Origin of the sequence: Jiella sp. M17.18 (genome assembly GCF_041027365.1) — a bacterium.
Classification (GTDB): domain Bacteria; phylum Pseudomonadota; class Alphaproteobacteria; order Rhizobiales; family Rhizobiaceae; genus VKMB-3413.
In genome coordinates, this window is the sequence record NZ_JBFTEH010000001.1 from 324102 (window position 1) to 349620 (window position 25519).

General features: G+C 68.0%; 23 protein-coding genes, 1 tRNA gene and 1 pseudogene. 11 read left to right on the forward strand and 14 right to left on the reverse strand.

The features are described from left to right. Window positions 1-328 precede the first annotated feature (328 nt). The 4 genes from AB5S17_RS01580 (at window position 329) to AB5S17_RS01595 (ending at window position 2217) form a co-directional block, all read left to right on the forward strand. Window positions 329-565 (forward strand): hypothetical protein, encoded by a 237-nt coding sequence (locus AB5S17_RS01580; protein ID WP_369235433.1) that lies wholly within the window; start codon window positions 329-331, stop codon window positions 563-565. Further along, window positions 562-747 (forward strand): hypothetical protein, encoded by a 186-nt coding sequence (locus AB5S17_RS01585; protein ID WP_369235435.1) that lies wholly within the window; start codon window positions 562-564, stop codon window positions 745-747. Before AB5S17_RS01580 ends, AB5S17_RS01585 begins: the two co-directional genes overlap by 4 nt. Continuing rightward, window positions 744-1112 carry a helix-turn-helix transcriptional regulator gene (locus AB5S17_RS01590; RefSeq protein ID WP_369235437.1) on the forward strand — a complete coding sequence of 123 codons (369 nt, stop codon included), beginning with the start codon at window positions 744-746 and terminating at the stop codon, window positions 1110-1112. Before AB5S17_RS01585 ends, AB5S17_RS01590 begins: the two co-directional genes overlap by 4 nt. Before the next feature lie 100 nt (window positions 1113-1212). Continuing rightward, on the forward strand, window positions 1213-2217 hold the full coding sequence (locus AB5S17_RS01595) for a tyrosine-type recombinase/integrase (RefSeq protein ID WP_369235439.1): 1005 nt from the start codon (window positions 1213-1215) through the stop codon (window positions 2215-2217). Window positions 2218-2291: 74 nt separating this feature from the next. Here the strand turns inward: AB5S17_RS01595 and AB5S17_RS01600 are convergent. Then, window positions 2292-2368 (reverse strand) — tRNA-Met (locus AB5S17_RS01600). A 1377-nt stretch (window positions 2369-3745) separates the two neighbouring features. Here AB5S17_RS01600 and AB5S17_RS01605 point away from each other — a divergent pair. From AB5S17_RS01605 to AB5S17_RS01625, 5 genes and pseudogenes are all read left to right on the forward strand, one after another. Beyond that, window positions 3746-5329, forward strand: coding sequence for a LysM peptidoglycan-binding domain-containing protein (locus AB5S17_RS01605; RefSeq protein WP_369235441.1), 1584 nt, complete (start codon window positions 3746-3748; stop codon window positions 5327-5329). A 226-nt stretch (window positions 5330-5555) separates the two neighbouring features. Continuing rightward, the gene (locus AB5S17_RS01610) at window positions 5556-7370 is read left to right on the forward strand and encodes an ABC transporter ATP-binding protein/permease (RefSeq protein WP_369236108.1); all 1815 of its coding nucleotides are present in this window, start codon (window positions 5556-5558) and stop codon (window positions 7368-7370) included. 167 nt (window positions 7371-7537) lie between these two features. Further along, window positions 7538-8239 (forward strand): annotated as a pseudogene (locus AB5S17_RS01615) (phosphatidylserine decarboxylase); the annotation flags it as partial. Further along, entirely contained in the window at window positions 8239-9063 is an 825-nt protein-coding gene (locus tag AB5S17_RS01620) for a phosphatidylcholine/phosphatidylserine synthase (protein WP_369235443.1), read from the forward strand. The pseudogene AB5S17_RS01615 and the gene AB5S17_RS01620, both read left to right, overlap by 1 nt. A 65-nt stretch (window positions 9064-9128) precedes the next feature. Further along, window positions 9129-9680 (forward strand): pyridoxamine 5'-phosphate oxidase family protein, encoded by a 552-nt coding sequence (locus AB5S17_RS01625; RefSeq protein WP_369235445.1) that lies wholly within the window; start codon window positions 9129-9131, stop codon window positions 9678-9680. 18 nt (window positions 9681-9698) lie between these two features. Here the strand turns inward: AB5S17_RS01625 and AB5S17_RS01630 are convergent, their stop codons facing one another. From AB5S17_RS01630 to AB5S17_RS01680, 11 genes are all read right to left on the reverse strand, one after another. Next, window positions 9699-10439 carry an SDR family NAD(P)-dependent oxidoreductase gene (locus AB5S17_RS01630; RefSeq protein WP_369235447.1) on the reverse strand — a complete coding sequence of 247 codons (741 nt, stop codon included), beginning with the start codon at window positions 10437-10439 and terminating at the stop codon, window positions 9699-9701. Between the two features lie 49 nt (window positions 10440-10488). After that, complete coding sequence (gene purF, locus AB5S17_RS01635) at window positions 10489-11949, reverse strand: amidophosphoribosyltransferase (RefSeq protein ID WP_369235449.1); 1461 nt, start codon at window positions 11947-11949, stop codon at window positions 10489-10491. 110 nt (window positions 11950-12059) lie between these two features. Further along, a complete protein-coding gene (locus AB5S17_RS01640) occupies window positions 12060-12713 on the reverse strand; it encodes a CvpA family protein (RefSeq protein WP_369235451.1) in 654 nt (217 codons plus the stop codon). A 115-nt stretch (window positions 12714-12828) separates the two neighbouring features. After that, the gene (gene radA, locus AB5S17_RS01645) at window positions 12829-14223 is read right to left on the reverse strand and encodes a DNA repair protein RadA (RefSeq protein ID WP_369235453.1); all 1395 of its coding nucleotides are present in this window, start codon (window positions 14221-14223) and stop codon (window positions 12829-12831) included. 2 nt (window positions 14224-14225) lie between these two features. Further along, window positions 14226-14669 carry a hypothetical protein gene (locus tag AB5S17_RS01650; RefSeq protein WP_369235455.1) on the reverse strand — a complete coding sequence of 148 codons (444 nt, stop codon included), beginning with the start codon at window positions 14667-14669 and terminating at the stop codon, window positions 14226-14228. A gap of 179 nt (window positions 14670-14848) precedes the next feature. Then, window positions 14849-15151: a BrnA antitoxin family protein gene (locus AB5S17_RS01655; protein ID WP_369235457.1), complete on the reverse strand. Its 303-nt coding sequence runs from the start codon at window positions 15149-15151 to the stop codon at window positions 14849-14851. Continuing rightward, window positions 15148-15384 carry a BrnT family toxin gene (locus AB5S17_RS01660; protein WP_369235459.1) on the reverse strand — a complete coding sequence of 79 codons (237 nt, stop codon included), beginning with the start codon at window positions 15382-15384 and terminating at the stop codon, window positions 15148-15150. Before AB5S17_RS01660 ends, AB5S17_RS01655 begins: the two co-directional genes overlap by 4 nt. Window positions 15385-15470: 86 nt before the next feature. Then, window positions 15471-16703: an alanine racemase gene (gene alr / locus AB5S17_RS01665; RefSeq protein WP_369235461.1), complete on the reverse strand. Its 1233-nt coding sequence runs from the start codon at window positions 16701-16703 to the stop codon at window positions 15471-15473. An 8-nt stretch (window positions 16704-16711) separates the two neighbouring features. Beyond that, window positions 16712-18199, reverse strand: a complete 1488-nt coding sequence (locus AB5S17_RS01670) for a replicative DNA helicase (RefSeq protein ID WP_369235463.1) — start codon at window positions 18197-18199, stop codon at window positions 16712-16714. A 209-nt stretch (window positions 18200-18408) separates the two neighbouring features. Further along, entirely contained in the window at window positions 18409-19980 is a 1572-nt protein-coding gene (locus AB5S17_RS01675) for a DHA2 family efflux MFS transporter permease subunit (RefSeq protein WP_369235465.1), read from the reverse strand. A gap of 1 nt (window position 19981) precedes the next feature. Further along, window positions 19982-21220, reverse strand: coding sequence for an efflux RND transporter periplasmic adaptor subunit (locus tag AB5S17_RS01680; RefSeq protein ID WP_369235467.1), 1239 nt, complete (start codon window positions 21218-21220; stop codon window positions 19982-19984). A gap of 331 nt (window positions 21221-21551) precedes the next feature. On the opposite strand from AB5S17_RS01680, the gene aroQ reads away from it, so the two are divergent. Then, window positions 21552-22001, forward strand: coding sequence for a type II 3-dehydroquinate dehydratase (gene aroQ / locus AB5S17_RS01685; RefSeq protein ID WP_369235469.1), 450 nt, complete (start codon window positions 21552-21554; stop codon window positions 21999-22001). A 51-nt stretch (window positions 22002-22052) separates the two neighbouring features. On the opposite strand, the gene AB5S17_RS01690 is transcribed toward aroQ, so the two are convergent. Then, window positions 22053-23594 carry an undecaprenyl-phosphate glucose phosphotransferase gene (locus AB5S17_RS01690; protein WP_369235471.1) on the reverse strand — a complete coding sequence of 514 codons (1542 nt, stop codon included), beginning with the start codon at window positions 23592-23594 and terminating at the stop codon, window positions 22053-22055. 214 nt (window positions 23595-23808) lie between these two features. Next, on the reverse strand, window positions 23809-24378 hold the full coding sequence (locus AB5S17_RS01695; RefSeq protein WP_369235473.1) for a polysaccharide biosynthesis/export family protein: 570 nt from the start codon (window positions 24376-24378) through the stop codon (window positions 23809-23811). A 274-nt stretch (window positions 24379-24652) separates the two neighbouring features. Here AB5S17_RS01695 and AB5S17_RS01700 point away from each other — a divergent pair, with 274 nt between their 5' ends. Then, on the forward strand, window positions 24653-25396 hold the full coding sequence (locus AB5S17_RS01700; RefSeq protein ID WP_369235475.1) for a hypothetical protein: 744 nt from the start codon (window positions 24653-24655) through the stop codon (window positions 25394-25396). The last annotated feature ends 123 nt before the right edge of the window (window positions 25397-25519 follow it).

Consider the following 25519-nt stretch of genomic DNA (forward strand, 5'->3'; position numbering starts at 1 on the left):
CTACAAGACGCTCGCCAAAAGGGGCAGGTGCGGCTTGCCTTCTGCTGGGCGCATGTCCGTCGCCGGTTCTCCCCGCCATCGCGGTTTCAGCACGCCCCGCTCGCGTGTCCTGCATCAGGCGATGACGCGCAGCGAGCTGCGCCGGCGCGTTGTCGAGGGCCTTGAGCCGCGAGGCGTGATCTGGACGCCGGGCGACCCTGAAAGCCCTGAGTGCTGGATGGTGTTCGCGCCGGAGCCGACGTGGCGCGGGCCGACGCCGATCGGGAGGGACTCCGAATGAACCCCTTCGTTTCAGCCCACGCCGTCTGTCGCTGGCTTGAGCGTGACCATGGACGCGATCCGCACCGAGATCCTGCCCGACCGGCTCCGGGCGGTCTTGCCGCCGGTCGGGGCGCTGAAAATCAAGCGGGATCGGCACGTCCTGGTCATCGAAAACGGAATCGTGGTGACGATCAACAACCGCGGCACCGAGCGGCCGGGCTTTAAGCGATCCGTCCCGCAGTTCGTCCCCGGAAGATGCCGGCGAACGCGCCGCATGCGGGAAGATTGGGCGGCGACCGAATGAGCGCCCTTACCACCCTCAGCCTCGGCGCTCGCACCCTCGAACTGTGCTTCGCCGGCAAGGACCCGCCGGAGATCGCCCGGATCCTGACGGCCGAGCACGGCAAGCACGGCCAGCCGATCACGCCCGACGAGGCGCGCGAGCTGTACCAGACCGAATTTCGCAATCGGAGGATCGCCCGATGACGAAGCCCGGAACGCAAACCGCCGCCCGGAGACGGAGCTCCCCGAGCGGCGGCGGCGAGGAAAGCGTGGAGGTCGGCATTCCCGAAGCGAATTCCTACGGCAACGGCCGGCCGGCATCAAGCAAGGCAGGAGGGCCCGAACGCACGCGCCTCGCGCTGCCGGAGCGGCGCATGCTGAACGCCCACCAGGCGGCGGAATATCTCGGCGTGTCCCTTTCTTGGTTCAAACGCCAGATGCCCGTCGCGCCGATCAAGCTCGGCGACATGATCCGGTGGGATCGTAAGGCTCTCGACCAGTGGGTTGACGGACAGACCAAGAGCACCGCCAATATGACCGGTGACGAATGGCTTGGAGTGATGGACTGATGAAGAATCGCGGCCCCAGCACCGTCACGGTCAAAGGCTCAAGCGGTACACCTCCAAGGGCGAGACATACTGCTATCGCCGGGCAACCGGCACGCGCCTGATGGCGCCGTTCGGATCGGCCGAGTTCTTCGAGGAGCTGCGCGTCGCCGAGGAGAAGGCGAAGGGGCGCCCGGCCGTCATGGACGGCACGCTCGGCGCGGCGATCGAGCTCTACAAGTCGCATCACCGTTGGACGCAGCTCGCCCCGCGCACGCGATCGGATTACGAGAAGATCCTCGCCTATCTCGAGCCGCTCGGTCGCATGCCGCTGGCGACGATCGACAGCGCCTTCATCGCGGGGCTGCGCGACAAGACCTATGCGAAGAAGAAGCGGACCTTCGCGAACCGGGTGATTGTGGTGCTCTCGGTCGTGCTCGCCGGCGCGGCCGAGCGCGGCAAGATCAAGCAGAACCCCGCCAAGGGCGTCCGGCTGATCCCCCGCATAAAGGGCGCGCCGAAGGTGAACCGCGCCTGGAAGCCGCACGAACGCGAAGCCGTTATGGCGGCGGCAACGCCTGAGCTGCGGCTGCCGATCGCGCTCGCCATGTTTGCCGGCCTGCGCGAGGGCGACGTGATGGTGCTGCCGCGCAATGCCGTTCAGGACGGCTGGCTGGTCGCGCGCACGAACAAGGCCGACGTCGAGGTCGCCTGGCCGCTGCACTCGGAGCTGGCGCGGATCATCGACGAGACGACGGAAGTCTTCCGCCAAAGGCGCGAGGCGCGAGCCAAGAAGGGCGAGCCGGCGCCGGAGCCGATGACGCTGTGCGTCACGTCCCGCGGCACGCCATGGACGGCGAACGGCTTCCGCGCCTCGTTCTTCAAGATGATCGGCAAGCTGAAGGACGAGGGGAAGGTCGGCTCCGGCCTGACCTTCCACGGACTGCGGCACACCGTCGGCGCGCTCCTGAAAGAGGACGGGGCGAGCGACGAGGACATCGCGATCGCGCTGGGCCAGAAGACGGTGACGATGGCGCGGCACTACTCGGCCGAGGCGAACAAGCGCACGCGGATGACGGCCGCGACGCTCAAGTTCGACCCGCTGAAGCGGAGCAAGCCGGGACCATAATTGTCTAACTCGGCTGCTTCGCGTCGTCTCGCGACAACCAAGCGTCTGAAAGCCCTGCGGTATAAGGGGTTCGATGGTAGCGGAGGAGGGACTTGAACCCCCGACACGCGGATTATGATTCCGCTGCTCTAACCAACTGAGCTACTCCGCCCCGGCCCGCTCGTGGCGGGAAGGACGGGCGCGATATAGGACCGGGCGGTAAGGCCTGTCAATGCTTTCCGGCCGCTCGACGGTGGCGGTTCATCCGCCTCGTCCACAGCCGCGCGAAGGCCTCCGGCATGGCCGGTGGCGAGCGGCCGCTCGGTTCCCGTCGTTCCGCACGAAACGCGGGTACTGCCGGCCGCATCAGCGTCGGCCGAGGCTGCCGCCCGACCGGGCTGCAGGGCCTCGGCTCGCTTCGCGGGGATTCGGGGCGTCGGGGCAGAACGCTCGGCAGGGCGCGCTGTAGACGCCGTTTACCCTGCCGATCATCCCGAAGATTGGCCTCGCTTGTGGGAAACGGTGCGCTTGGCTAAAGCTCGGCGGTCATTTACGAAATATCAATCCGACGGAAGCGGCGCCGTCCCTGTCGAGTCGATCCATGCCACGCAGAGCCCTCGCTGTCGTCCTGTCCTGTCTGTTCGTGCTGGTGGCGATCGCCGCCGGCTATTGGGACATGCTGAGCAGCGAAAAGCTCCGGATCGCCCGGAACGACGCAGGCGGGGCCGACGTGACGCAGCTGTCGACCCCGACCGACGGTCCGGCGCGACCGGCCGGCACGGGCGCATCGGGGCAGGGCGCTGACGCCGGCGCGGTGGCTTCCGGCAAGGGGAATCGCGCCGGTCAGGAGTCCGGCCACGCCGCCGCGACCGGGGCGGGCGAGGGCGCCGCGGTGCCGGGCGTCGCCGCCCCGCAAGGCGGTGCGGCCGCGGATGCGGGCACGGCGGAAACGAAGGCCGGGTCTGCCGACGGGACGCCGACTGTGGGGGCTCCGTCGGGGCAGGCGGCGGCTTCTTCCGGGACGGATGCTGCCGGCAAGCCGGGGGCAGTCGCGGCTTCCGGCGGGAAGGCCTCGGAGGCACCTCGAAACTCTGCCGCCTCGGCTGACGCATCCAGGACAGACACCGGGGCTTCGGAAGGCGCGGGCGCGCGCGGGCGGGAAACGGCGCGGGCCGTCGACGCCCTGCCGCCGACGCCGGCGCCTCGCTCGGTCGCGTCCGACGGACAGGCCGAGCCTTCGACTCAGCAGACGAATGCAGGAAATCCCGCCGTACCCGCCACCGGAGCGGCGCCCGCGGTCGCGGATCTGCCGCGTGCGGCGTCCGAAGAGCCGTCGGTTTCGAAGCCCAAAGACGTCGCGGCCCTTCCGGCTGCCCCGGACCGGCACGACCGCGGGGCGGCCTCCGCAGGGGCGTCGTCGCTGCCTGCGACGGAACGGACGGACGGCGGCGCAGCCGGAAAGACCGCGGCCGCCGCGGCAGGCCCTGCCTCGGCTTCGCTGCCGGCTGCCGCCGGCCCGAACGCCGCCGACAAGCCGCACTTCGATCTCTTGCGGGTAGAGCCGGATGGCTCCACCGTCATCGCCGGCCGCTCGGCGCCGGGCGCCTCGGTGATGCTGCGCGACGGCGCCGGGGGCGAGACGCTGGGCAGCGATCGGGCGAATGCCGACGGCGATTTCGCCATTGTGCTGGACCAGCCGCTGAAGCCAGGCGATCACGAGATCCGGATCCACTCCGACGATCACGGCAAGACCGCTGTCTCCGACGAAGCCGCGATCGTGAGCGTGCCGAAGGCGGGTGATCCGGGCGACCTCCTGGCGATGATCGACCGCCCGAACGCGGCGCCGACGCTGGTCGAAGTGCCGAAGGCGCGCGAGACCGGCGCGGCGTCCGGCGCGAGCGCCAAGACGGCTGCGCAGGCGCTCGACCTGCCGACGACCAAGTCTCCCGCGGCGCAGACGACGACGGCCGAGGTGCCGGCAGCATCGGGCCCTGCCAGGTCTTCATCGGCACCGGCAACGGCCGGCGATGGAACGGTGATGCTGCCCCGCGACGCCTCCGGTGCCGCTTCGGCCGGAAAGCCGGCGACGGAGGCCACCGTGCCGCTGCTGCGGGTCGAGGCGGTGGAGATCGACGCCGGCCGCGTCTATGTCGCCGGCGCCGCCGACCCCGGCTCGACCGTGCGCGTCTATGTCGACAACGCCTTCCTCGCCGCCAGCAAGGCCAGTGCCGACAAGCGCTTCCTCGTGTCCTCGGACGACCGGATGACGGTCGGCGACCATCTCGTGCGCGCCGACCAGATGAAGCCGGACGGTGGCGTTGCCGCGCGCGTCGAGGTGCCGTTTCATCGGCCGGAGGGTGCCGAGGTGGCCGCGATCGCGCCGCCGTCGAAGCCCGCCGGGGGACGGACGTTGGCCGCACCCGGCCCCGCCACTGCTTCCGAAGAGCCGGGTACCGGCGGCGGCGCCGCGTCCCCGCCGCGAGCAGCGGACGAGGCCTCGGGCGCGCGCGATCGGGTGGTGAAAGGATCGCCGCCGTCGATCCGCCCCGGTGCTGAGCAGCCTCCGCGCGCCGACGCTCGGCCGGGAGCCGAGACATCATCGCCGTCCGCCGCGCCGACCGGGGCCGCGGGCCCGGCACAGCCAGCCGGTGCGGTGCAGGCCGAGAGAGGGACGGATGGTCAAGCGGCGACGGGCGTTGCGGCGTCTCCTGCGGTTTCCTCGCAGCGGGCGTCTGCCGGTGCGGCCGGGCAGGAGCAGCGGAATGCTCAGCCGTCGACCGTCGCTGTCGCCGATCCCTCGGCCGCCGGCCCCGCGGCAACGCAGGACCCTGCCGCCGCTGCGGCCCCTTCCGGCGCCAACGGCGCCGGTGCGGAGGAGGGCGTGCCAACCCGGATGCAGGCGCCGCTGGCGACCGCAAAAGGGCGGGTGATCATCCGCAAGGGCGACACGCTGTGGCGGATCTCCCGCGATACGTATGGCGATGGCCGCCGCTACACGGTGATCTACCTTGCCAATGGCGACCAGATCCGCAACCCGGATCTGATCTATCCGGGCCAGGTGTTCCGCATGCCGGACGACCAGCCGGCAGGTTCGGCGGCCTCCGGTGACGGCAGGCCGACGGCCGCAGACTGACGGCAGACCCGCCGCATGGACAGGCGGCGACCGAGCACCTCGATGAGGCGAGGCCGCGACAGCGCGGCCTTCGTCGTTTAAACGACGGACGAACGAGACGATGGAGACGGTGCCCCGAGAGCGGCGCCGCCTCGAGGGAAGGAAGAGCTTGGCCAAATCCAAGACCAGTCGTGTCTCGGGCGACAGCGGTGCGACGCTGTCGACCCTGGCGAATCTCTGGCCCTATATGTGGCCGTCCGATCGGCCGGACCTTCGATGGCGCGTGACCTACGCGACCGTGTTCCTGGTGTTGGCGAAGCTGCTCACCGTCGGCGTCCCGTACTTCTACAAGTGGGCGACGAACGCGCTGACGGGCGAAGGCAATGCGACGAGCTGGCTGCCGCTGATCCTCACCGGCGCGATCACGCTGGTGATCGCCTACAACTTCGCCCGCGTCGTCTCGGTCGGTCTCAACCAGCTGCGCGACGCGCTGTTCGCAAGCGTTGGCCAGCATGCGGTGCGCAAGCTGGCCTACCGCACCTTCACCCATATGCACCGCCTGTCGCTGCGCTTCCATCTGGAGCGGCGCACCGGCGGGCTGTCGCGCATCATCGAGCGCGGCGTGAAGGGCATCGAGGCGATCGTCCGCTTCACGCTGCTCAACACGCTGCCGACGATCCTCGAATTCGCGCTGGTGGCGGTGATCTTCGGCGTCACCTATGGGCTTCTCTATCTCCTGGTGATCGCCGCCACGGTCTGGCTCTACGGCTGGTTCACCATCAAGGCGAGCGACTGGCGCATCGGCATCCGCCGCGAGATGAACTCCTCCGACACCGACGCCAACACCAAGGCGATCGACTCGCTGCTGAACTTCGAGACCGTGAAATACTTCGGTAACGAGTCGATGGAGGCCGAGCGCTTCGATCGCTCGATGGCACGATACGAGGTCGCCGCGACCAAGATCTGGACCTCGCTCGGCTGGCTGAACTTCGGCCAGGGCGTGATCTTCGGCGCCGGCATGGCGATCACCATGGTGATGTCGGCGCTCGAAGTGCGCGCCGGCACGCAGACGCTCGGCGACTTCGTCTTCATCAACGCCATGCTGATGCAGCTTTCCGTGCCGCTGAACTTCATCGGCTTCGTCTATCGCGAGATCCGCCAGGGCCTCACCGACATCGAGGAGATGTTCTCGCTGCTCGATGTGGAGGCGGAGGTGAAGGACCGGCCGGGCGCGCCGGCGCTGATCGTCACCGACGGCGCGATCCGCTTCGAGGACGTGCGCTTCGGCTATGATGCGAACCGGCAGATCCTCAAGGGCGTCTCCTTCGAGGTGCCGCCGGGCAAGTCGGTGGCGATCGTCGGCCCGTCCGGCGCCGGCAAGTCGACCATCTCGCGCCTGCTATTCCGCTTCTACGACGTGCAGGGCGGCCGCATTCTGATCGACGACCAGGACATCTCCGGCGTGCGGCAGGAATCGGTGCGCGCGGCCATCGGCATCGTCCCGCAGGACACTGTCCTGTTCAACGACACCATCGCCTACAACATCCGCTACGGCCGCCCCGACGCCAGCGACGCGGAGGTGGAGCGGGCGGCCGAACTCGCCCAGATCGCCGGCTTTATCCGCGACCTGCCGGACGGCTTCTCCGCCATGGTCGGCGAGCGCGGGCTGAAGCTGTCCGGCGGCGAGAAGCAGCGCGTCGCGATCGCCCGCACCATCCTCAAGGCGCCGCCGATCCTCGTCCTCGACGAGGCGACCTCGGCGCTCGACACCCATACCGAGCAGGACATCCAGTCGGCACTCGACCTCGTCTCGCGCGAGCGCACGACGCTGACCATCGCGCACCGGCTGTCGACCATCATCAGCGCCGACGAGATCCTGGTCCTGAAGGCCGGCGAGATCGTCGAGCGCGGCTCGCATCGCGAGCTGCTCGAGGCGAACGGCCTCTATGCCGAGATGTGGGCGATGCAGCGCGAGGCGACCGAGGCGGAGGAGGCGCTGCGCCGCGCCCGGGAGGCCGACGAGATGGGCGTCATCGAGCGGCGGCGACCGCAGGAGGCCTGAGTTCGGCCTCCCGCCCGCCTCTCGCCACAAGTTGCGCAGACAGAGGCGGGGCCGCGGCCGGGGCGGCCTTTCGCCCTGCCGCATTGCCTGTCACAGTCGGCGTAACGACATAGGGCTCCGGCCGCTTTGGCGAGTGGACCAGAGACAGCAGTTCGAGGAAACCGACCAAAGTGCATATCTTCGCCTCCATCCGGAACGTCCTGGCGCCCGTGCACCGCGCCGGTTACCCCTTCATCGCCGCCTTCTTCGTCATCGCGGTCGTGCTCGGCTTCTTCTGGCAGCCGCTGTTCTGGATCGGCCTCATCCTGACCGCATGGTGCGCCTATTTCTTCCGCGACCCGGAGCGGGTGACGCCGGTGGCCGATCATCTCGTGGTCAGTCCCGCGGACGGGCGGGTGTCGCTCGTCGGCCATGTCGTGCCGCCGCCGGAATTGGAGCTCGGAACCGATCCGATGCTGCGGATTTCGGTCTTCATGACCGTCTTCGACTGCCACATCAATCGCGCCCCGATGCGCGGCCGCATCGCCCGGATCGTCTACCGCGAGGGCGAGTTCAAGAACGCCGAACTCGACAAGGCGAGCGAGGTCAACGAGCGCAATGCCCTCGTCATCGACGGGCCGCAGGGCGAGATCGGCGTGGTGCAGATCGCCGGCCTCGTCGCGCGCCGGATCATCTGCTGGAACCGGGCGGAAGACCGGGTCGAGGCGGGCGAGCGTTTCGGCCTGATCCGCTTCGGCTCGCGGCTCGATGTCTACCTGCCGGATGGGGCGCGCCCGCGCGTCGCCGAGGGTCAGACGGCGATCGCCGGCGAGACGGTCATCGCCGAGTTCGGCGACCATCTCGCCACCTGGCCTTCGAGGCGCGACTGATGGGCCTCGAATCGCCGTTTCCGCCGTTCGAGCCGGAGGGGTCGGACACGCCCCATCAGCGGCGCATCCCGTTCCGGCGGATCGTCCCCAACCTCATCACCATCCTGGCGATCTGCGCCGGCATGACCGGCGTCCGCCTCGCCTTCGAGGGACGCTTCGAACTCGCCGTGATGATGGTGCTGGGGGCAGCCGTCCTCGACGGCATAGACGGGCGTGTCGCCCGGATGCTCAAGGGCCAGAGCCGCTTCGGCGCGGAGATGGACTCCCTCGCCGACATCGTCAATTTCGGCATCGCGCCGGGGCTCGTCCTCTACGCCTATTCGCTGCACGAGGCGGGCTCCTTCGGCTGGATCGCCGCGCTGCTCTACGCGACCGGCTGCGCGCTGCGCCTTGCGCGGTTCAACACCATGCTGGACGATCCGAACCGGCCGAAATGGCATACCGCCTTCTTCGTCGGCGTCCCCGCGCCGGCCGGCGCGGCGCTCGCCCTGTTTCCGACCTATCTCAGTTTTTCGGGCCTCGACGTGGGCCTGCCGGAGATCACCGCGGGGGTCACCAGCGTCTACCTCGTGCTGGTCGGACTGCTGATGGCGAGCCGGCTGCCGACCTGGTCCGGCAAGGGGATCGGCATCCGCGTGCCGCGCGACACGGCGATCCCGATCATCATGGCGCTGGTGCTCTATGTCGCGGTGCTGCTCAGCTTCTTCTGGGTGACGCTGACCTTCACCATGATCGCCTACCTCGTCTCGATCGTCTTTTCGGTGCGGGCCTTCCGGCGCCGGGCCGCGCGGGATCGAGTGAGCGAGTCGCCCCAGACCCTCTGAGGCCGCTTGCGGCGACTCGGCGCGGCCGTCAGGATGGCGGCGGATCCTCACCGGAAGCGGAAGCGATGGCCAAGCAGTATGCCGAGATCGACGATGCCCGTCGCGCCTTCATCGCCCGGCAGCACATCTTCTTCACCGCCTCGGCGGCCGCCGGGACACGCATCAACCTCTCGCCCCGGCCGACGACCCATTTCCACATCCTTGGCCCGAACGCCGTCGCCTATTGCGACCTCACCGGCAGCGGCAGCGAGACCGCGGCGCACCTTCTGGCCGACGGCCGGCTGACCATCATGTTCTGCGCCTTCGAGGGCGCGCCCTCGATCCTGAGGCTCTACGGCCGCGGGCGGTCGGCCGTCCTTGGCACGCGCGAATTCGACGACTTCATCCGTCAGCACTACGGCGCGGCGGCGCCGACCGGCGCGCGGCAGATCGTCTTTCTCGACATCGACCTCGTCCAGACCTCCTGCGGCTTCGGCGTGCCGCTGTTCGAGCATGTCGGCGAGCGCGATACGCTGGACCGCTGGGCGGCGTCGAAGGGGGAGGAGGGGCTCGCTGACTACCGACGCGAGAAGAACGCCCTCAGCATGGACGGGCTGCCGACCGGCATCCCCGGCTGACGCGGCCGGCACTCAGGCTCAGGCCGGGTCGCGGTAGTCCAGGAAGCGGTTCTGCCGCACGTCGAAGAGCTTGCCCGTCTCGGTGACGTCGGAAAAGGCGAGTGGCACGATCTTCGCCGCGACCTCGCGGGCGGTCGGCAGCGTCTTCGGATCCTCGCCCGGCATGGCCAGCTTGCGCATCGCGGTCCGCGTGGCGCCGGGGTTCACCGAGTTCACCCGCAGCGGCGTGTTCATCGTCTCGTTGGCCCAAGAGCGCACCAGCGCCTCGCAGGCGGCCTTGGTCGCGGCGTAGAGGCCCCAATAGGCCTTGGCCGAATGGGCGGCGCCCGACGACATGACGATGCCGCGGCCGGCCTCGGATTTGCGCAGCAGCGGGTCGACCGAGCGGATCAGCCGCCAGGTGGCGTTGACGTTGACTTCCATCGTCAGCGCGAAGGTCTTCGCCTCGATATGGCCGATCGGCGATAGGACGCCGAGCATGCCGGCATTGGCGACGAAGACGTCGAGCCGGCCCCAGCGCTCGTGGATCGCGCCGCCCAGCCGGTCGATGCCGCTGCCGTCGGTGAGGTCGAGCGGGACGAGCGTCGCCGAGCCGCCGGCCGACTTGATCTCGTCGTCGAGCTCTTCCAGGCCGCCGACGGTGCGGGCGAGGGCGATGACATGTGCGCCTTCGGCCGCCAGCTGCTTGGCGATCTGATAGCCGATGCCGCGCGACGCGCCCGTCACCAGGGCGATCTTGTCCTTCAGGCGCTGCGTCATCCGTCCCACCCAACCCGTTGGAGATGCAATTCGATCCGCGGCTTTCCGCTCAGCCGGCGCCGCCGAGCAGCGACAGCTGCCGGACGTTGTCGGCGCCTGCGCCTTCCTGGTCGGTCAGCGAGGTCGGATAGTCGCCGGTGAAGCAGGCATCGCAGAACTGCGGCATCATCTTGTTGCGCGAGGGCTCGTCGACGGCGCGGTAGAGCCCGTCGATCGACAGGAACGCGAGCGAATTCACCTGGATGAAGTCGGCCATCTCCTCGACCGTCATTCGGGACGCGAGCAGCTTGGCTTTCTCCGGCGTGTCGACGCCGTAGAAACAGCTCGCCCGGGTCGGGGGCGAGGCGATGCGCATGTGCACTTCGGCGGCGCCGGCCTCGCGCACCATCTGCACGATCTTCTGGCTGGTGGTGCCGCGCACGATCGAATCGTCGACGAGGACGACACGCTTGCCTTCCAGCGCCTTGCGATTGGCGTTGTGCTTCAGCTTCACGCCCATGTGGCGGATCGCGTCGGTCGGCTGGATGAAGGTGCGCCCGACATAGTGGTTGCGGATGATGCCGAGCTCGAAGGGAAGCCGGGCCTCCTGCGCATACCCGATCGCCGCCGGCACGCCGGAATCGGGCACCGGCACGACGATGTCGGCCTCGGTATGGCTCTCGCGGGCGAGCTCCATGCCGATCTTCTTGCGGATGTCGTAGACGTTGCGGCCCTCGACGGTGGAGTCCGGCCGGGCGAAATAGACATATTCGAAGATGCAGAAACGCGGACGCCGGGCCTGGAACGGGAAGATCGATTCGATCCCGTCCGCCGTCACGATCACCATCTCCCCCGGCTCGATGTCGCGCACGAAGTCGGCACCGATGATGTCGAGCGCGCAGGTCTCCGAGGCGAGGATCGGCGAGCCCTCGAGCTCGCCGAGCACCAGCGGCCGGATGCCGAGCGGGTCGCGCACGCCGATCATCGACGTCGCGGAGAGGCCGACCAGCGAGAAGGCGCCTTCCAGCCGCGACAGAGCGTCGACCACCTTGTCGACGAACAGCCGTGCGGCGCTGGTCGCGACGAGATGCAGGATCGTCTCGGTGTCTGAGGTCGAGGAGAAGATCGAGCCGCGGCGCTGCAGCTCGCGCTGGACGGTCAAGGCATTGGTGATGTTGCCGTTGTGCGCGACGGCGAAGCCGCCGGCGGACAGTTCGGCGAAGAACGGCTGGACGTTTCTCAGGCCGCCGCCGCCGGTCGTGGCGTAGCGCGTGTGGCCGATCGCCGACCCGCCGGGCAGGCGCTCCAGCACCGCCTGGCGGGTGAAGGTGTCGCCGATCAGGCCGGCATGGCGCTCGACGTGGAACTGCGTGCCGTCATAGGAGACGATGCCCGCCGCCTCCTGGCCGCGGTGCTGCAGCGCATGCAGGCCGAGCGTGACGAGGGCCGCCGCGTCGGTGCGATTGAAAATGCCGAAAACGCCGCATTCCTCATGCAGCGTATCGTCGTCGCCGAAAGGCGTCTCATCCATGATCGTGTCCGCCGTCACGCGGCCCTGAATTGTCAGAAGTGCAGCTCATATAGGCGATAACAGGCAATTTCGCGAGCCGCTTTCGGATCCGCGAAGCCTGCCGCACGCCGTCAGTTGGCCGGGGCCGGAGCGGCCGTGCCGTTGCCCGACTTGATCGCGTCCTCGACCGTTCCCGGCTCGGCGGTCCCCGGTTCGTCCGAGGGCGGCGCGGCCGTCGCGTCGGCCGGCGTGCCGTCCGGGTTGGTGCCGTTCTTCAGACTGTCGACCTTGTCGAGGATCAGGCGTTCCGGATTTTCCGGCAGGGCGGCGACGAGCTTCTGCCCGAGGTCGTCGAGGAACGGCTTCGAACGCGCATTGGCGATCCAGGTCGGCTGGTTCTGCGGGGCGAGCCAGTTGAAGAACAGCATGGCGACGACGACGAGGAGCAGGCCCCGGACGGCGCCGAAGATGAAGCCGAGCACACGGTCGAGCGCGCCGATCCGGCTGTCGATGATGAAGTCCGCGATCCGCAGCGTGATGAAGGAGACGATGATCAGCGTCACCAGGAAGACCACGGCGGCGGCCGCCACCATCGCCACCGTATGGGACGAGATGTACTGCGCGGCATAGGGCGTCAGCGGCTTGTAGAAGAAGTAGGCCGCCGCCGCCGCCACCAGCCAGGAGACCACCGACAGCACCTCGCGGGAGAAGCCGCGCACCATGGCCAGCAGCGCCGACACCAGCATGATGGCGAAGAGGATCGCGTCGAGAAGGGTAACGGTCATTCAGATCGGTTCCGTGATCGTGCAGTCTGCCCGGCGGCGCGCCTCGGCGCGCATTCGGTCCGGACAACGCCATAGCGTCTTGCCGGCCAATTATCACTAACAGATTCGGCGAAAATCAAGCATCGCCATGGTTCTGCGCACCAGCGGCCACGTTTGCCACCAAATCCGGCAGGGCTTCCACCTCGCCGACGCCCATCTCGCGCGAGCGCGGCAGGTCGGCGCTGGCCGCCGGCAGCACGGCTTGGCGGAAGCCGAGCTTCTCGGCTTCCTTCAGCCGCTGCGCGGCGTGCGCAACCGGCCGGACCGCCCCGGACAGGCTGACCTCGCCGAAATAGACGCAGTCCGGCGGCAGCGCCGCGCCGGAGAGCGAGGAAACCAGCGCGGCGGCAACGGCAAGATCCGCCGCCGGCTCGGAGATGCGGAAGCCGCCGGCGACATTGAGATAGACGTCGTGCTGGCCGAGCCTGACGCCGCAATGGGCGTCGAGCACGGCGAGCACCATGGCGAGCCGCGGCTGGTCCCAGCCGACGACCGCGCGGCGCGGCGTGCCGAGCGCCGATGGCGCCACCAGCGCCTGGATCTCGACCAGCACCGGCCGCGTGCCCTCCATGCCGGCGAAGACCGCGGCGCCGGGCGCCTTTGCGTTGCGCTCGCCGAGGAACAGCTCGGACGGATTCTGCACTTCGCGCAGGCCGATGTCGCTCATCTCGAAGACGCCGATCTCGTCGGTCGGGCCGAAGCGGTTCTTCACCGTCCGCAGGATGCGGAAATGGTGGCCGCCTTCGCCCTCGAAATAGAGGACGGCGTCGACCATGTGCTCGACGACCCGCGGCCCGGCGATCTGTCCGTCCTTGGTGACATGGCCGACGAGGATGACGGCCGAGCCGCTCGACTTGGCGTATTTCACCAGCGCCTGCACGCCGGCCCGCACCTGCGTCACCGTGCCCGGCGCCGATTCGGCGAGGTCCGACCACAGCGTCTGGATCGAGTCGATGATCAGAAGGTCCGGCCGCTTGTCCTCGGCGAGCGTCGCCAGGATGTCTTCCACGTTCGTCTCGGCCATCAGCAGGACGCCTGTATCGGCAGCCTGCAGCCGCTGGGCGCGCAGGCGCACCTGCGCCACCGCCTCCTCGCCGGAGACGTAGACGACCGACGAGCCGCGCCGCGAGAGAGCGGCGGCGGTCTGCATCAGGAGGGTGGACTTGCCGATGCCGGGATCGCCGCCGATGAGGATCGCCGAGCCGCGCACGATGCCGCCGCCCGTGGCGCGGTCCAGCTCGGCGATGCCGGAGACGATGCGCGGGGCCTCCTCGATCTCGCCGGAGAGGGGGAGGAGGGCGGACGGCCGCCCCTTGCGCCGCGATCCCCGCGCCGGCCCGCCGCCGATGCCGCCGGAGGCGTTCTCCTCGACGATGGTGTTCCACTCGCCGCAGGCGTCGCACTTGCCCTGCCAGCGCGTATAGACCGCCCCGCAGTTCTGGCAGATGAAGGTGAGCTTGGGTTTAGCCATGATTATGTGTTGAATATCAAAATCATTGCGAGAGGGACGATAAACCCGAAAACCGATACTACTTGATCAAATTTTTCTCTTGTTACATACAGGGATCCAAATAATTCGTGCCGTGAAATCGCACCAAGTACAAAGTAAGAGAATATCATCAAAAATATTATAGCATATGTTATAATCCTAGAATCGAAACCGAACATTTCCACACTTGGTAAAAATAACATCAATAAAAAGCATGATAGCAACGATGGAATTGAAACTATAAAGGCCTCAACAAGGTTTTCTATTGATTTCAGACCAAAAACAGCACAAATAAAAGATATTAATAGAGCAGAAAATTCCGGCCATCCTCCAATTTTTTCTGAATGAAAATAAACAAGGACAACAGCAAGGGGGAAAATACAAACACTTGCCGCCAATGAATTCGGAAGGTATTTTTTTCTTGCCATAAACAGCAATTCCTCTTGTTCGCCACAGGTGCAACGCAGAAGATGCCTCCCCGGCGATCGGTTTGGCGCACCAGCGTGTATAACCCGCACCATAGGCCGCGGGGATGAAAGTAAGATGGGATTAGCGGATGGCGGCCGGGGCCGGAAGGGCGAAGACAGAGCCTTTGTCGGCCCGATCGTTATCGGCGGTCGTCGCCGTCGAGAGCGAGCCACTGCCGCAACGCCGCGTTCATCCGGGTCTGCCAGCCCCTGCCCGATTCCCGCAAAGCCAAAGCGACGTCCTGGTCAAGCCGCACCGTGACGCGCTGCTTCGGACGCTCGAGGGGCGGACGCCCCGGCCCGCGTGTCAGCGTTCCCTTCGCCGGTTCGATGACGACGCCATTCTCGGCGACTTCAGCGCGGGCAAACTGCTCTTCGGCCCATTCCGGAGCATCATCGGGATCGATCCATGCGGGCGATGGCTTCGCGGGATTCACGCTCATGACAATACCTCATGGATATGAACGTGCCGGGCCTCGCCTCGCGACGTCCAGACGATCAAGACGACGCGTGCCCCAAGGAAGCCGTAGGTCTGGAAGCGGACCTCGCCATAATCGGCACGGTCATCCGTTAGCGTCGCCGTTCGACCACCAAACACCTTCGCAGCGTCGAGAAAATCAAGTCCGCGCTCGGTGCGCGTCTTCTCCCGCTTCGCTGGATCGAAAGTGATCTTCACCAACGCATCGACCCGACGGCTGCTGTTTAGACAATTAGTGCCACGACAAAAATAGCGATGTCACGCTGCGATGTCGATGGACATCATCACCACAGTCGCTCCACCCGTCTCCCCAGCCCGGTCAGCAACTCATAAGCGATCGTCCCTGCCGCATCGGCGACGTCGTCGAGCGCGACGTTCGGGCCGAAGAACTCCGCCCGCATCCCCGGCCGGACAGCGTCCTGCGGCACGTCGGTGACGTCGAGCAGCGTCATATCCATGGATATGCGGCCGAGCACCGGGACGCGCTGCCCGGCGAGGAAGGCTTCGGCGCCCGGCCGCTCGGCGCGCAGCGGCACGCCGGCGCCGGAGGCGGCGCGCGGATAGCCGTCGGCATAGCCGAGGCCGACCGTGGCGATGCGCGTGTCGCGGGAAAGCCGCGCCGCCGCGCCGTAGCCCGCGGCCTCGCCGGCTCGGGCGGTGCGGACCTGCAGGACGGCGGCGGTCAGCGTTGCGACGGGGCGGACCGTGCCGGTCGAGGCGGGGCCGCAGCTCCCGCCGTAGAGCGCGATGCCGGGCCGCGTGAGGTCGAAGGCGTAATCGGGACCGAGGAAGCAGCCGGCGGAATTCGCAATCGAGCGCGGGACCCCCGGAAACAGCGCCGCGATCTCTTGGAATCTTGCGAGCTGGTCCGCACTCTGGCCGCTCTCCTCGTCGCCGGAGGCGAGGTGACTCATCACCAGGCAGAGGTCGAGGGCGCCGGACCGCGCGAGGTTTGCGGCGGCCTCGGCGTCCGCCCGGTCGAGACCGAGCCTATTCATGCCGGTCTCGACCTGCAGAGCCGCGGGTGCGCGGCGGCCGGCCTGTTGCAAACCCGCGCGCCAGACGGCCAGGTCGTCCGGCGTCGAGAGGATCGGGATCAGCCGGTGCGACAGATGCAGCTGGACGGCGCCGGGCTCGAGCCCCTGCAGAACGAAGATTCGCGCCTGGTCATCCAAGGCCGGGGCGGGGAGAACCCCGGCGTGTCGGGTGGCCGGCATTCCCCGCGCCATCCCTCCTTGCTCGCCGCCGGTCCCGAGACCCGCCGCGTCCAGCGCCTCCCGCAGCGCCGCGCCTTCCGCGGCCCAGGCGACGAAGAAGTCGCGGCAGCCGGCCTCGTGCAGCGCGACCGACACCTCCGCCGTGCCGAGCCCGTAGCCGTTCGCCTTGACCGCCGCGCCGGTGCGCGCGGCCGGATCGCGGGCCGCGAGCATCCGCCAATTGGCCTGCAGCGCCGCGCGGTCGATCTCGACCCGCGGCAGGCGGTCTCGGGCAGCGGGAGCGGGGAAGGCGGGCGCCATCGGGCCGCCTACTCGAAGCGCTCGGGCAGATAGGCCTCTTCGGCGAGGTCGGTGAAGCGGGTGTATTCGGCCTGGAAGGCGAGGGGGATGGTCGCGGTCGGTCCGTGGCGCTGCTTGGCGATGATCACCTCGGCCTTGCCGCGCGCCTCATTCAGCGCCTGCTCCCATTTCAGGTGCTCGTCCGTGCCCTGCTTCGGTTCGCGGTTGGCGAGGTAGTACTCGTCGCGATAGACGAACATGACCACGTCGGCGTCCTGCTCGATCGAGCCGGATTCGCGCAAGTCCGAGAGCTGCGGCCGTTTGTCGTCACGCGCCTCGACCTGGCGCGAAAGCTGCGACAGGGCGATGATCGGCACCTGCAACTCCTTCGCCAGCGCCTTGAGGCCCGTGGTGATCTCGGTGATCTCCTGCACGCGGTTCTGCGCCGAGGCCTTGGACGAGCCCTGCATCAGCTGGACGTAGTCGATCACCATCACGTCGAGGCCCCGCTGGCGCTTCAGCCGCCGTGCGCGCGCGGCGAGCTGGGCGATCGAGATGCCGCCGGTCTGGTCGATGTAGAGCGGCAGGCGCTGCATCATTTCGGAACAGGCGATCAGCTTGGTCAGTTCCTGATCGTTGATCTGGCCGCGGCGGATCTTCGAGGAGGAGATCTCGGTCTGCTCGGAGATGATGCGGGTCGCCAGCTGCTCGGCCGACATTTCGAGCGAGAAGAAGCCGACGACGCCGCCGTTCTTGGCCTTGAAGGAGCCGTCGGCCTGCTCGGCCGGCTCGTAGGCCGCCGCGATGTTGAAGGCGATGTTGGTGGCGAGCGAGGTCTTGCCCATGGCCGGGCGCCCCGCGAGGATGATGAGGTCGGAGGGCTGCAGCCCGCCCATCTTGCGGTCCATCGCCATGATACCGGTCGAGACGCCGGACAGTCCGCCGTCGCGATCCTTCGCCGCCGTCGCCATCTGCACCGCGAGGGTCACGGCGTCCGTGAAGGACTGGAAGCCGCCGTCGTAGCGGCCGGTCTCGGCGAGTTCGAACAGCCGCCGCTCGGCGTCCTCGATCTGGAGCTTCGGCTCCATGTCGAGCGGCGCGTCGAAGGCGACGTTGACCATGTCCTCGCCGATGCGGATGAGGTTCCGCCGCAGCGCCAGGTCGTAGACCGCGCGCCCGTAGTCGAGCGTGTTGATGATCGTCGTCGCTTCCGCCGCCAGCCGCGCAAGATATTGCGCGACGGTCAGCTCGCCCACCTTGTCGTTTGCCGGCAGGAAGGTCTTGGCGGTGACCGGATTGGCGATCTTGCCCATCCGGATCATCTCGCTCGTCTTGGCGAAGATCTCCCGGTGCAGCGGCTCGAAGAAGTGGTCCGGCTTCAGGAAGTCGTGCACGACGTAATAGGCGTCGTTGTTCACGAGGATCGCGCCGAGAAGCGCCTGCTCGGCCTCGATGTTCGCCGGGGCCTCGCGATAGAGTGCCTGCTCCTCCTCGTATTTGCGGGCCGCATCCGCCATGCCGCCGATCTCCATCCGCCGCGATTCAAGATCGCGACTGACTACACCAGGCGGACCGGCCGGCCTAGGACTTCCTCATCCCGATCGGGCCGGGTCACCTGCCGCGCCGTCCCCGCCTGTGGATCGCTGTGCGGCCTGTGGATAGCTATGGGGACCTTCGTCGCCCGCGCTTGCGCGCGGCGCCGCTGCCGGATCGCGGAACGAGCGACTCAGGCCGGCTTCTTCTCGCGCTTCACCCGCAGCACCAGGATCAGCGGCAGGACGGCGATCACCGCCCACATCAGGAGGTGGAACACCTCGTCGTAGGACAGCATCGCGGCCTGGCGCTGCATCTGCTGGTAGAGCGTCGCCAACGCGGCCTGCTTGTCGCCGTTCTCGGCCTGCGTCAGCGCGCCGACCGCGTGCGCATAGTTCGGATTGAGACCGCTCAGCGTTTCGGTCATGCGCGACTGGTGGAACTGCTCGCGGCGCGCCAGCAGCGTCTGGACGATCGAGATCCCGAAAGCGCCGCCGAGATTGCGGAAGAAGTTCAGCATCGCCGAGGCCTTGTCGGCTTCGCCGGGCTTCAGGCCGACATAGGCGACGGTCGAGATCGGGATGAACAGGAAGGGCAGGCCGACCGAGATGAAGAAGCGGCCCCAGGCGGCGTCGGCGAAGGTGCTCTGGACGCTGAAGCCGGAGAACAGCCAGAACGCATAGGCCTGCACGGCGAAGGCCGGGAGCAGGAGCATGCGGGTGTCGACCTTGCCGATCAGCTGGCCGGAGATCGGCATGCCGACGATGGCGATCGCCCCGCCATAGGTCAGCGCCAGCCCGGCATCGTAGGCAGTGTAGCCGTAGATCTGCTGCAGCATCTGCGGCACCAGCTGGATCGTCCCGAACACCAAGAGGCCGAGCACCAGCATCAACAGGACGGTGATCGCGAAGTTGCGGTTGGCGAGCAGCGGCAGCGGCACGATCGGGTCGTCGTGGTTGAGTTCCCAGACCGTCATGCCGCCGAGGCCCGCCACGGCGAGGATCGCCGTGACGATGATCAGGTTGCTCGAGAACCAGTCCTCGGTCTGGCCGCGGTCGAGCATGATCAGGAGGCCGGCGAGCCCGATCGCCGTCAGCAGGAAGCCGACCCAGTCGATCTTCAGGCCGCGCGCGCGCATCTGCCGCGTCTCCTCCACCATGCCCTTCGGCTCGCGCACGATGAAGATCGTCGCGAAGAACGCGCCGATGCCGACCGGCACGTTGATCAGGAAGATCCAGTGCCAGGAGATGACGTCGGTGATGTAGCCGCCGATCGTCGGACCGATGATCGGTGCGACCACCACCACCATGCCGAAGGCAGCGAAGGCGGGGCCGCGCTTTTCCGGTGGAAAGCTGTCGGCGATCATCGACTGCTCGACCGGCGCGAGGCCGCCGCCGCCCATGCCCTGGAAGACGCGGGCGATGATCAGGAAGCCGAGGCTCGGCGCGAAGGCGCACATCATCGAGGAGAGGGTGAACAGCGCGACCGAGATCAGGAAGTAGCGCTTGCGCCCGAGCGCCTTCGAGAGGAAGCCGGTGATCGGGATGATGATGGCGTTGGCGACGAGATAGCTGGTGACGAGCCAGGTGCCCTGGTCGGTGGAGACGCCGAGATTGCCGGAGATGTTGTCGAGCGCGACGTTGGCGATCGAGGTGTCGAGGATCTCCATGAAGGTGGCGATCGAGACCACCGCCGTCATCACCCAGGGACCGCCGACGCCGGCGGCCGACCGCGGAAGCTCCGCCGATTGTGCTTGCCGGGCCATGTCAGTCGATATGCACGGTCGGCACGACCGACATGCCGGGGCCGAGCGGATACTTGTCCGGCGAGGGGCTGTCGATCGAGATGCGCACGGGCACGCGCTGCACAACCTTCACGAAGTTGCCGGTGGCGTTCTGCGCCGGCAGCACTTGGAAGGCCTGACCGGCGCCGCGCTGGATCGAGCGGACCGTGCCGTGGAACTTCACGTCCGGCAAGGCGTCGACGGAAATGTCGACCGTCTGCCCGACCTTGATGTCGGAGAGCTGGGTCTCCTTGAAGTTCGCCGTCACGTAGAGGTCGCGCGGCACGATCGCCATCATCTGCGATCCCGGCGAGACATAGGAGCCGACATTGACGTTCTTCTGGACGACCTGTCCGGCGATGGACGCCTTGACGGTCAGATTGTCCACCGTCACCTGGGCCGCGTCGACATTCGCCTGTGCCGCCCCGACCTTCGCCTTGGCCGACTGGAGCGAGGCCTCGGCCGCCGTGACGCCGGCCTGGTCCGAGGCCACCGTCGTCTTGGCGGCCCGGGCCGAGGCCTCGTACTGGCGGGCCTGCGCTTCGGCATCGTCGAGCTGCTGCGTCGAGATCGCCGCATTGCCGGCCTTGTTCGCCAGTTCCTTGTAGCGCTCGGCCTGCTGGCGGGCGTTGTCGGCCTGGACCTGCGCCGCCTGATAGGCGCTCTGATCGTGCGCGACGGCCGCCTTCGCCTTCTGCAGCTGCGCCTGTGCCTCGCCGACCGAGGCCTGCGCCTCGGAGAGCTGCGCTTTCTGGACCGCGAGCTGCGCCATCGGACCGGCGGGGTCGATCTTCGCCAGGACGTCGCCCGGCTTCACCACGGCATTGTCGGCGACCGGCACGGCGACGAGCTGGCCGGAGACCTGCGGCGAGACGCGCACGATGTCGCCGTCGATGAAGGCGTCATCGGTCGATTCGTACTGGCTGGCGTAGAAGAAGTAGTAGTAGGCGGCGCCGGCCGCGACCACCAGGAACACGACCCCGAGAAAGAGGAACAGGTAGAGCCGCCGCTTGCGGCCGCGCTTGGCCTTGCCCTCGGCCGCCTCGTCCGCTCCCGGCTGGGCGCTGCCGGCGTCCTTTCCGGATCCCCGATCGTCCGCGCCGCTCCTGGCCTGCGGTGCCTGCGAAGGGGCGGGCGGGGTCCAATCCGCCGCCGACTCGCCGGGGGAGGCGGTGCGCTCGCCCTCCGTGTCGTCGTCGGGTACCTGTTCGTGCCGATCCATCGGTGAACTCGCTTGGCGCTGCAAAATCGTTGTCGATCGAAACCATCAATCCGTTGCGCGAGACCCAAGTTCCCGCGCTGCAGCACGCCGATCTTGAACGCACTGTTGCCGTCTACATGGCGCAGGCGCCCCGGCTGGGCGACTCCCGCGGCGGTTCGCCGCTGCGCCATGTTGCGGTGCGGCCGCGAGTCGGCCGGGGCCGCCTCGTTCCGCCGTTGCAAATCCATGAGGGCCGCCCGTGCACGGGCGGCGCTGATCGTATAGACAGCGCAGGCGGGCCTTCGCGCGCTCGATCCCGAGCGTTCCGCCCCGACGACCGGAAGGAGCCAGCATGATCGCCGACGGCAAGCGCCTCTATATCCTCAACGGTCCGAACCTGAACCTTCTCGGCAAGCGCCAGCCGGAGATCTACGGCCGCGAGACGCTCGCCGACGTCGAGGCCGCCTGCCGCGCGATCGCCGAGCCGGCGGGGCTTACGATCCGCTTCGAGCAGAGCAATGCCGAGCACCAGATCATCGACTGGATCCACGAGGCGCGCGAGGACGGCTGCGGCATCGTCATCAATCCCGGCGCCTTCACCCATACGTCGGTGGCGATCCTCGATGCGTTGAACGCCTTCGAGGCGCCGGTCTTCGAAGTGCACATCTCCAACGTCCACAAGCGCGAGAGCTTCCGCCACCATTCCTTCGTCTCGCTGCGGGCGGACGGCGTCATCGCGGGCTTCGGCACGCAGGGCTACGCTCTGGCAGTGGAGCGGATGCTGACGCTTCTGAAGGGCTGATGCGGAAGGAGTCTTTCGGGAGCCGGCTGCAGCTCGCCCGCCGGCTGCCCGTCAGTAGGCGCTCTGGGCCCTCAACAGGCTGATCGGCGTCATCAGGACGATGTAGATGTCGAGCAGCAGCGACCAGTTCTCGATATAATAGAGATCGTGCTCGAAGCGCTTCTTCAGCTTCTCCGGCTCGTCGATCTCGCCGCGCCAGCCATGGATCTGCGCCCAGCCGGTGATGCCGGGCTTGACCTTGTGGCGGCCGAAATAGCCGTCGACGATCTCGACGAAGGTCTCGTTTCGGCTGGACTTGGCGACGACGGCGTGCGGCCGCGGACCGACCAGCGAAAGCTCGCCGCGCAGGACGTTGACGAGCTGCGGGAGCTCGTCGATCGAGGACTTGCGGATGAACCGCCCGACCCGCGTCACCCGCTTGTCGTCCTTGGTGACGATCGTCTTGGCGTCGGGATCGCTCATGGCGTGGTGCAAGGAGCGGAACTTCCAGACGTCGACGATCTGGTTGTTGAAGCCGTGCCGCTTCTGCCGGAAGATGATCGGGCCCGGCGAATCCAGCTTGATCGCCAGCGCCGTCGCCAGGAACACCGGCGAGAGCACGACCAGCGCGGCCGCTGCGACGACGACGTCGAACACCCGCTTGACGATGCCGTCCCAGTCCGCGAGCGGGCGGTCGAAGACGTCGATCAGCGGCACCTGCCCGACGAAGGAGTAGGTGCGCGGGCGGAACTTCAGCTCCGCCGAATGCGCCGAGAGGCGGATGTCGAGCGGGAGCACCCAGAGGTGCTTCAAAAGTGACAGGAGCCGCTCCTCGGCCGACAGCGGCAGTGTGACGATCAGCATGTCGATGCGGGTCAGCCGGGCGAATTCGACCAGTTCCGGGATCGTGCCGAGCTTGGGATAGCCGGCGACGATCGGCGGCGAGCGGCGGTCGTCGCGGTCGTCGAAGATGCCGCAGATGCGGATGTCGTTGTCCGGCTGCATTTCCAGGCTGCGGATCAGCGCCTCGGCGTTGCCGCCGCCGCCGACGATCAGGGCGCGGCGCTCCATCCGGCCGTTGCGGGCCCAGCGCTTGATGTTGGCCCGCAGGAGAATGCGCCCGAGGCAGAGCGTGCCGGCGCCGCCGGCATACCAGCCGAACAGCCAGCCATGCCCGTCGACGCCGTCGCTCGACAGAGCGAACAGCGCGATCGCGACGAGACAGACGGCGAGGCCCCAGCCGGCGGCGACGCGCCACAACAGCGTCAGACGGCCCCGCAGGAAGGCGAGGTCGTAGCCGTGGGCGAAGGCGAGGGCCGTGACCCCGACCGCCGCGCCGGCGATGAGCAGGCCCGCATCCTCGACCAGACCGTCGTCGGCAGCGCCACTCAGGATGAGCCAGGAGAGCGCGCCGACGCCGACGAGCAGCAGGAATTCGAAGCCGCGCCACAGTCCGGAGAGCATGCGCGGCGTGATGAAGTCTTCCTTCAGCTGCTCGGCGGTGCGGCGTGCGAGGGCGGAGAGTTCGACCGGCTCGCTGGAGCCCCGGACCGGAGCCTGGAAGCGGCGGACGGCGTCGCGGGTGAAGGGCAGAGTGTCGTCGATATTCGCCATCTCAGCTGTCGCCCGCCCGTTCCGCAGCTCCTGCATGGCGGGCACGCGCCGGCCCGGCTCACGCAGGAGGGCACCTTCGTTCGGCGGACAATGGCTGAAACAGGCTAAGATTCGGTTGCGGGAAAGCCGACGACTCGATGCATTCGGGGCAGACTGCCGTCACAGCGCCGTCAAAAAAGGCCCGCGGCGACGCGGAGCGGGCGGACGAGGTGCGTCAGAACCAGCGCTCGCGGACATAGACCGTGTCGCCGGGCTGCAGCGGGTCGGAGGTCAGCACCCGGCCGGTGACGATCCGGCCGCCCACCTGGCGGGTGACGTCGACATTGTCCTGCTCGGCGCGGGGCGTGAAGCCGCCGGCGATCGCCACCGCCTTCTGCACGGTCATGCCCGGAACGTAGCTGTACTGGCCGCCGGTGTTGACCTCGCCCATGATGAAGAACGGCCGATACTGCTCGACTTCCACGGTCACGTTGGGATCGGTCAGGTAGCCGTCGCGCAGCCGCTCGGCGATCTCGGTTTCCAGCTGCTTTGCCGTCCGCCCGCGCGCCGGGACGGTGCCGACCAGCGGCATGGCGATGTAGCCGGCCTTGTCGACGGGATAGGTCTTGGACAGGCCGTCCTGTTCGAAGACGGTCACGCGCAGCACGTCGCCGCTGTCGAAGTGGTAGGGCTCGTTCAGGACGGCATGAAAGGCGGGCGGAACCGGCTGATAGGAGGCACAGCCGGCAAGCCCGGTCATGACCGCCACGAAAAGAGCCAGCGTCGCCTTGTGCATCGCCTTCATCCTGTCAGGATCGCCTGTCCCGGGTTCCGGGGATCGATGGCTCTTCTTGTAGTTTTATTAGGGTTAACCGACCGTAAAGACGGCCCCGCCGGCGGTCCGGCCACGCGGCTTAACCCCGCCGTTACTCCTCCTGGGGCATTGTGGACGGGAAGCTGTCGCATGAGGTGACGATGACCTGTTTTCGCAATGCCGCCCGAGCCTTCCGGCATCACGGCGGCCGTCGCTCGCTTCCCGACGCGGCGTCTCATGCAAAAGCGGCGAAGGAGTGCATGTGATGTTTGGAGAGGCACTTGCCGGGCTCGGCAACCGTCTGGGACGGCCGAAGGAGGCTGCGGCCGGGGAGATGGCCGACGCGGAACGGCTCGATGCGCCGGCACCGGCGCCGGCCGCCGAGCCGGATGCCGCCACCGGAGGCGACACCGCTGGCGCAGAGCAGATCGCGAGCGCCAACGAACTGGCGCTCGCCGTCCAGGCGAGCGTGGTGCGCCGGCTGGTCGTCCTGTCGGTGAACGCCGATCGCGACCAATATGGGAGCGTCGAACTTGCGCGCCGGATGGCCTCCGCGGGTCTGGCGACGGTGCTGATCGACCTGACGCCGGAAGACCGGATCGCAAGCAAGCTCGGCATCGACGGCGATTGCGACGGCTATGCGGAGCTTGCCGCCGGCCTCGCGACGCTCGCCGACGCGATCCATCGCGATCACTATACGCGCCTTCACGTCGTGCCCTCGCACGGCTACGAGCTCGGCGAGGCGAACGGCGCCGACATCGTCCAGCTGAAGACCTTTCTCGGCGCCTTCGCGGAAGCCTACGACTACACCGTCCTCGAAGTCGCGCTGCTCGACATCGAGCGCCTGCCGGAGATCCTCGACGAGGAGACGGCGCTGGTCGTCGCCGGCCACCCGCAGCTCGACGATCTCTCCGCCGACCTCGCCGCGGCGCTGCGCGCGCTCGGCCTCACCGACATCATCTACATGCCGAGCGCCCGGCGCGGCCGGCCGGAGGCCGCGGCCCGCTAGATCAGCCATCCTTGACAGGGTCGGTGACGTGGTCGAAGAGCGTCGGCAAATGCCGAGCGGCCGCCGGGTCTCTCCCTGTCTCTCCCGGTGAAGCCATTCCGGGACGCGGCGGGTGAGGGTGTC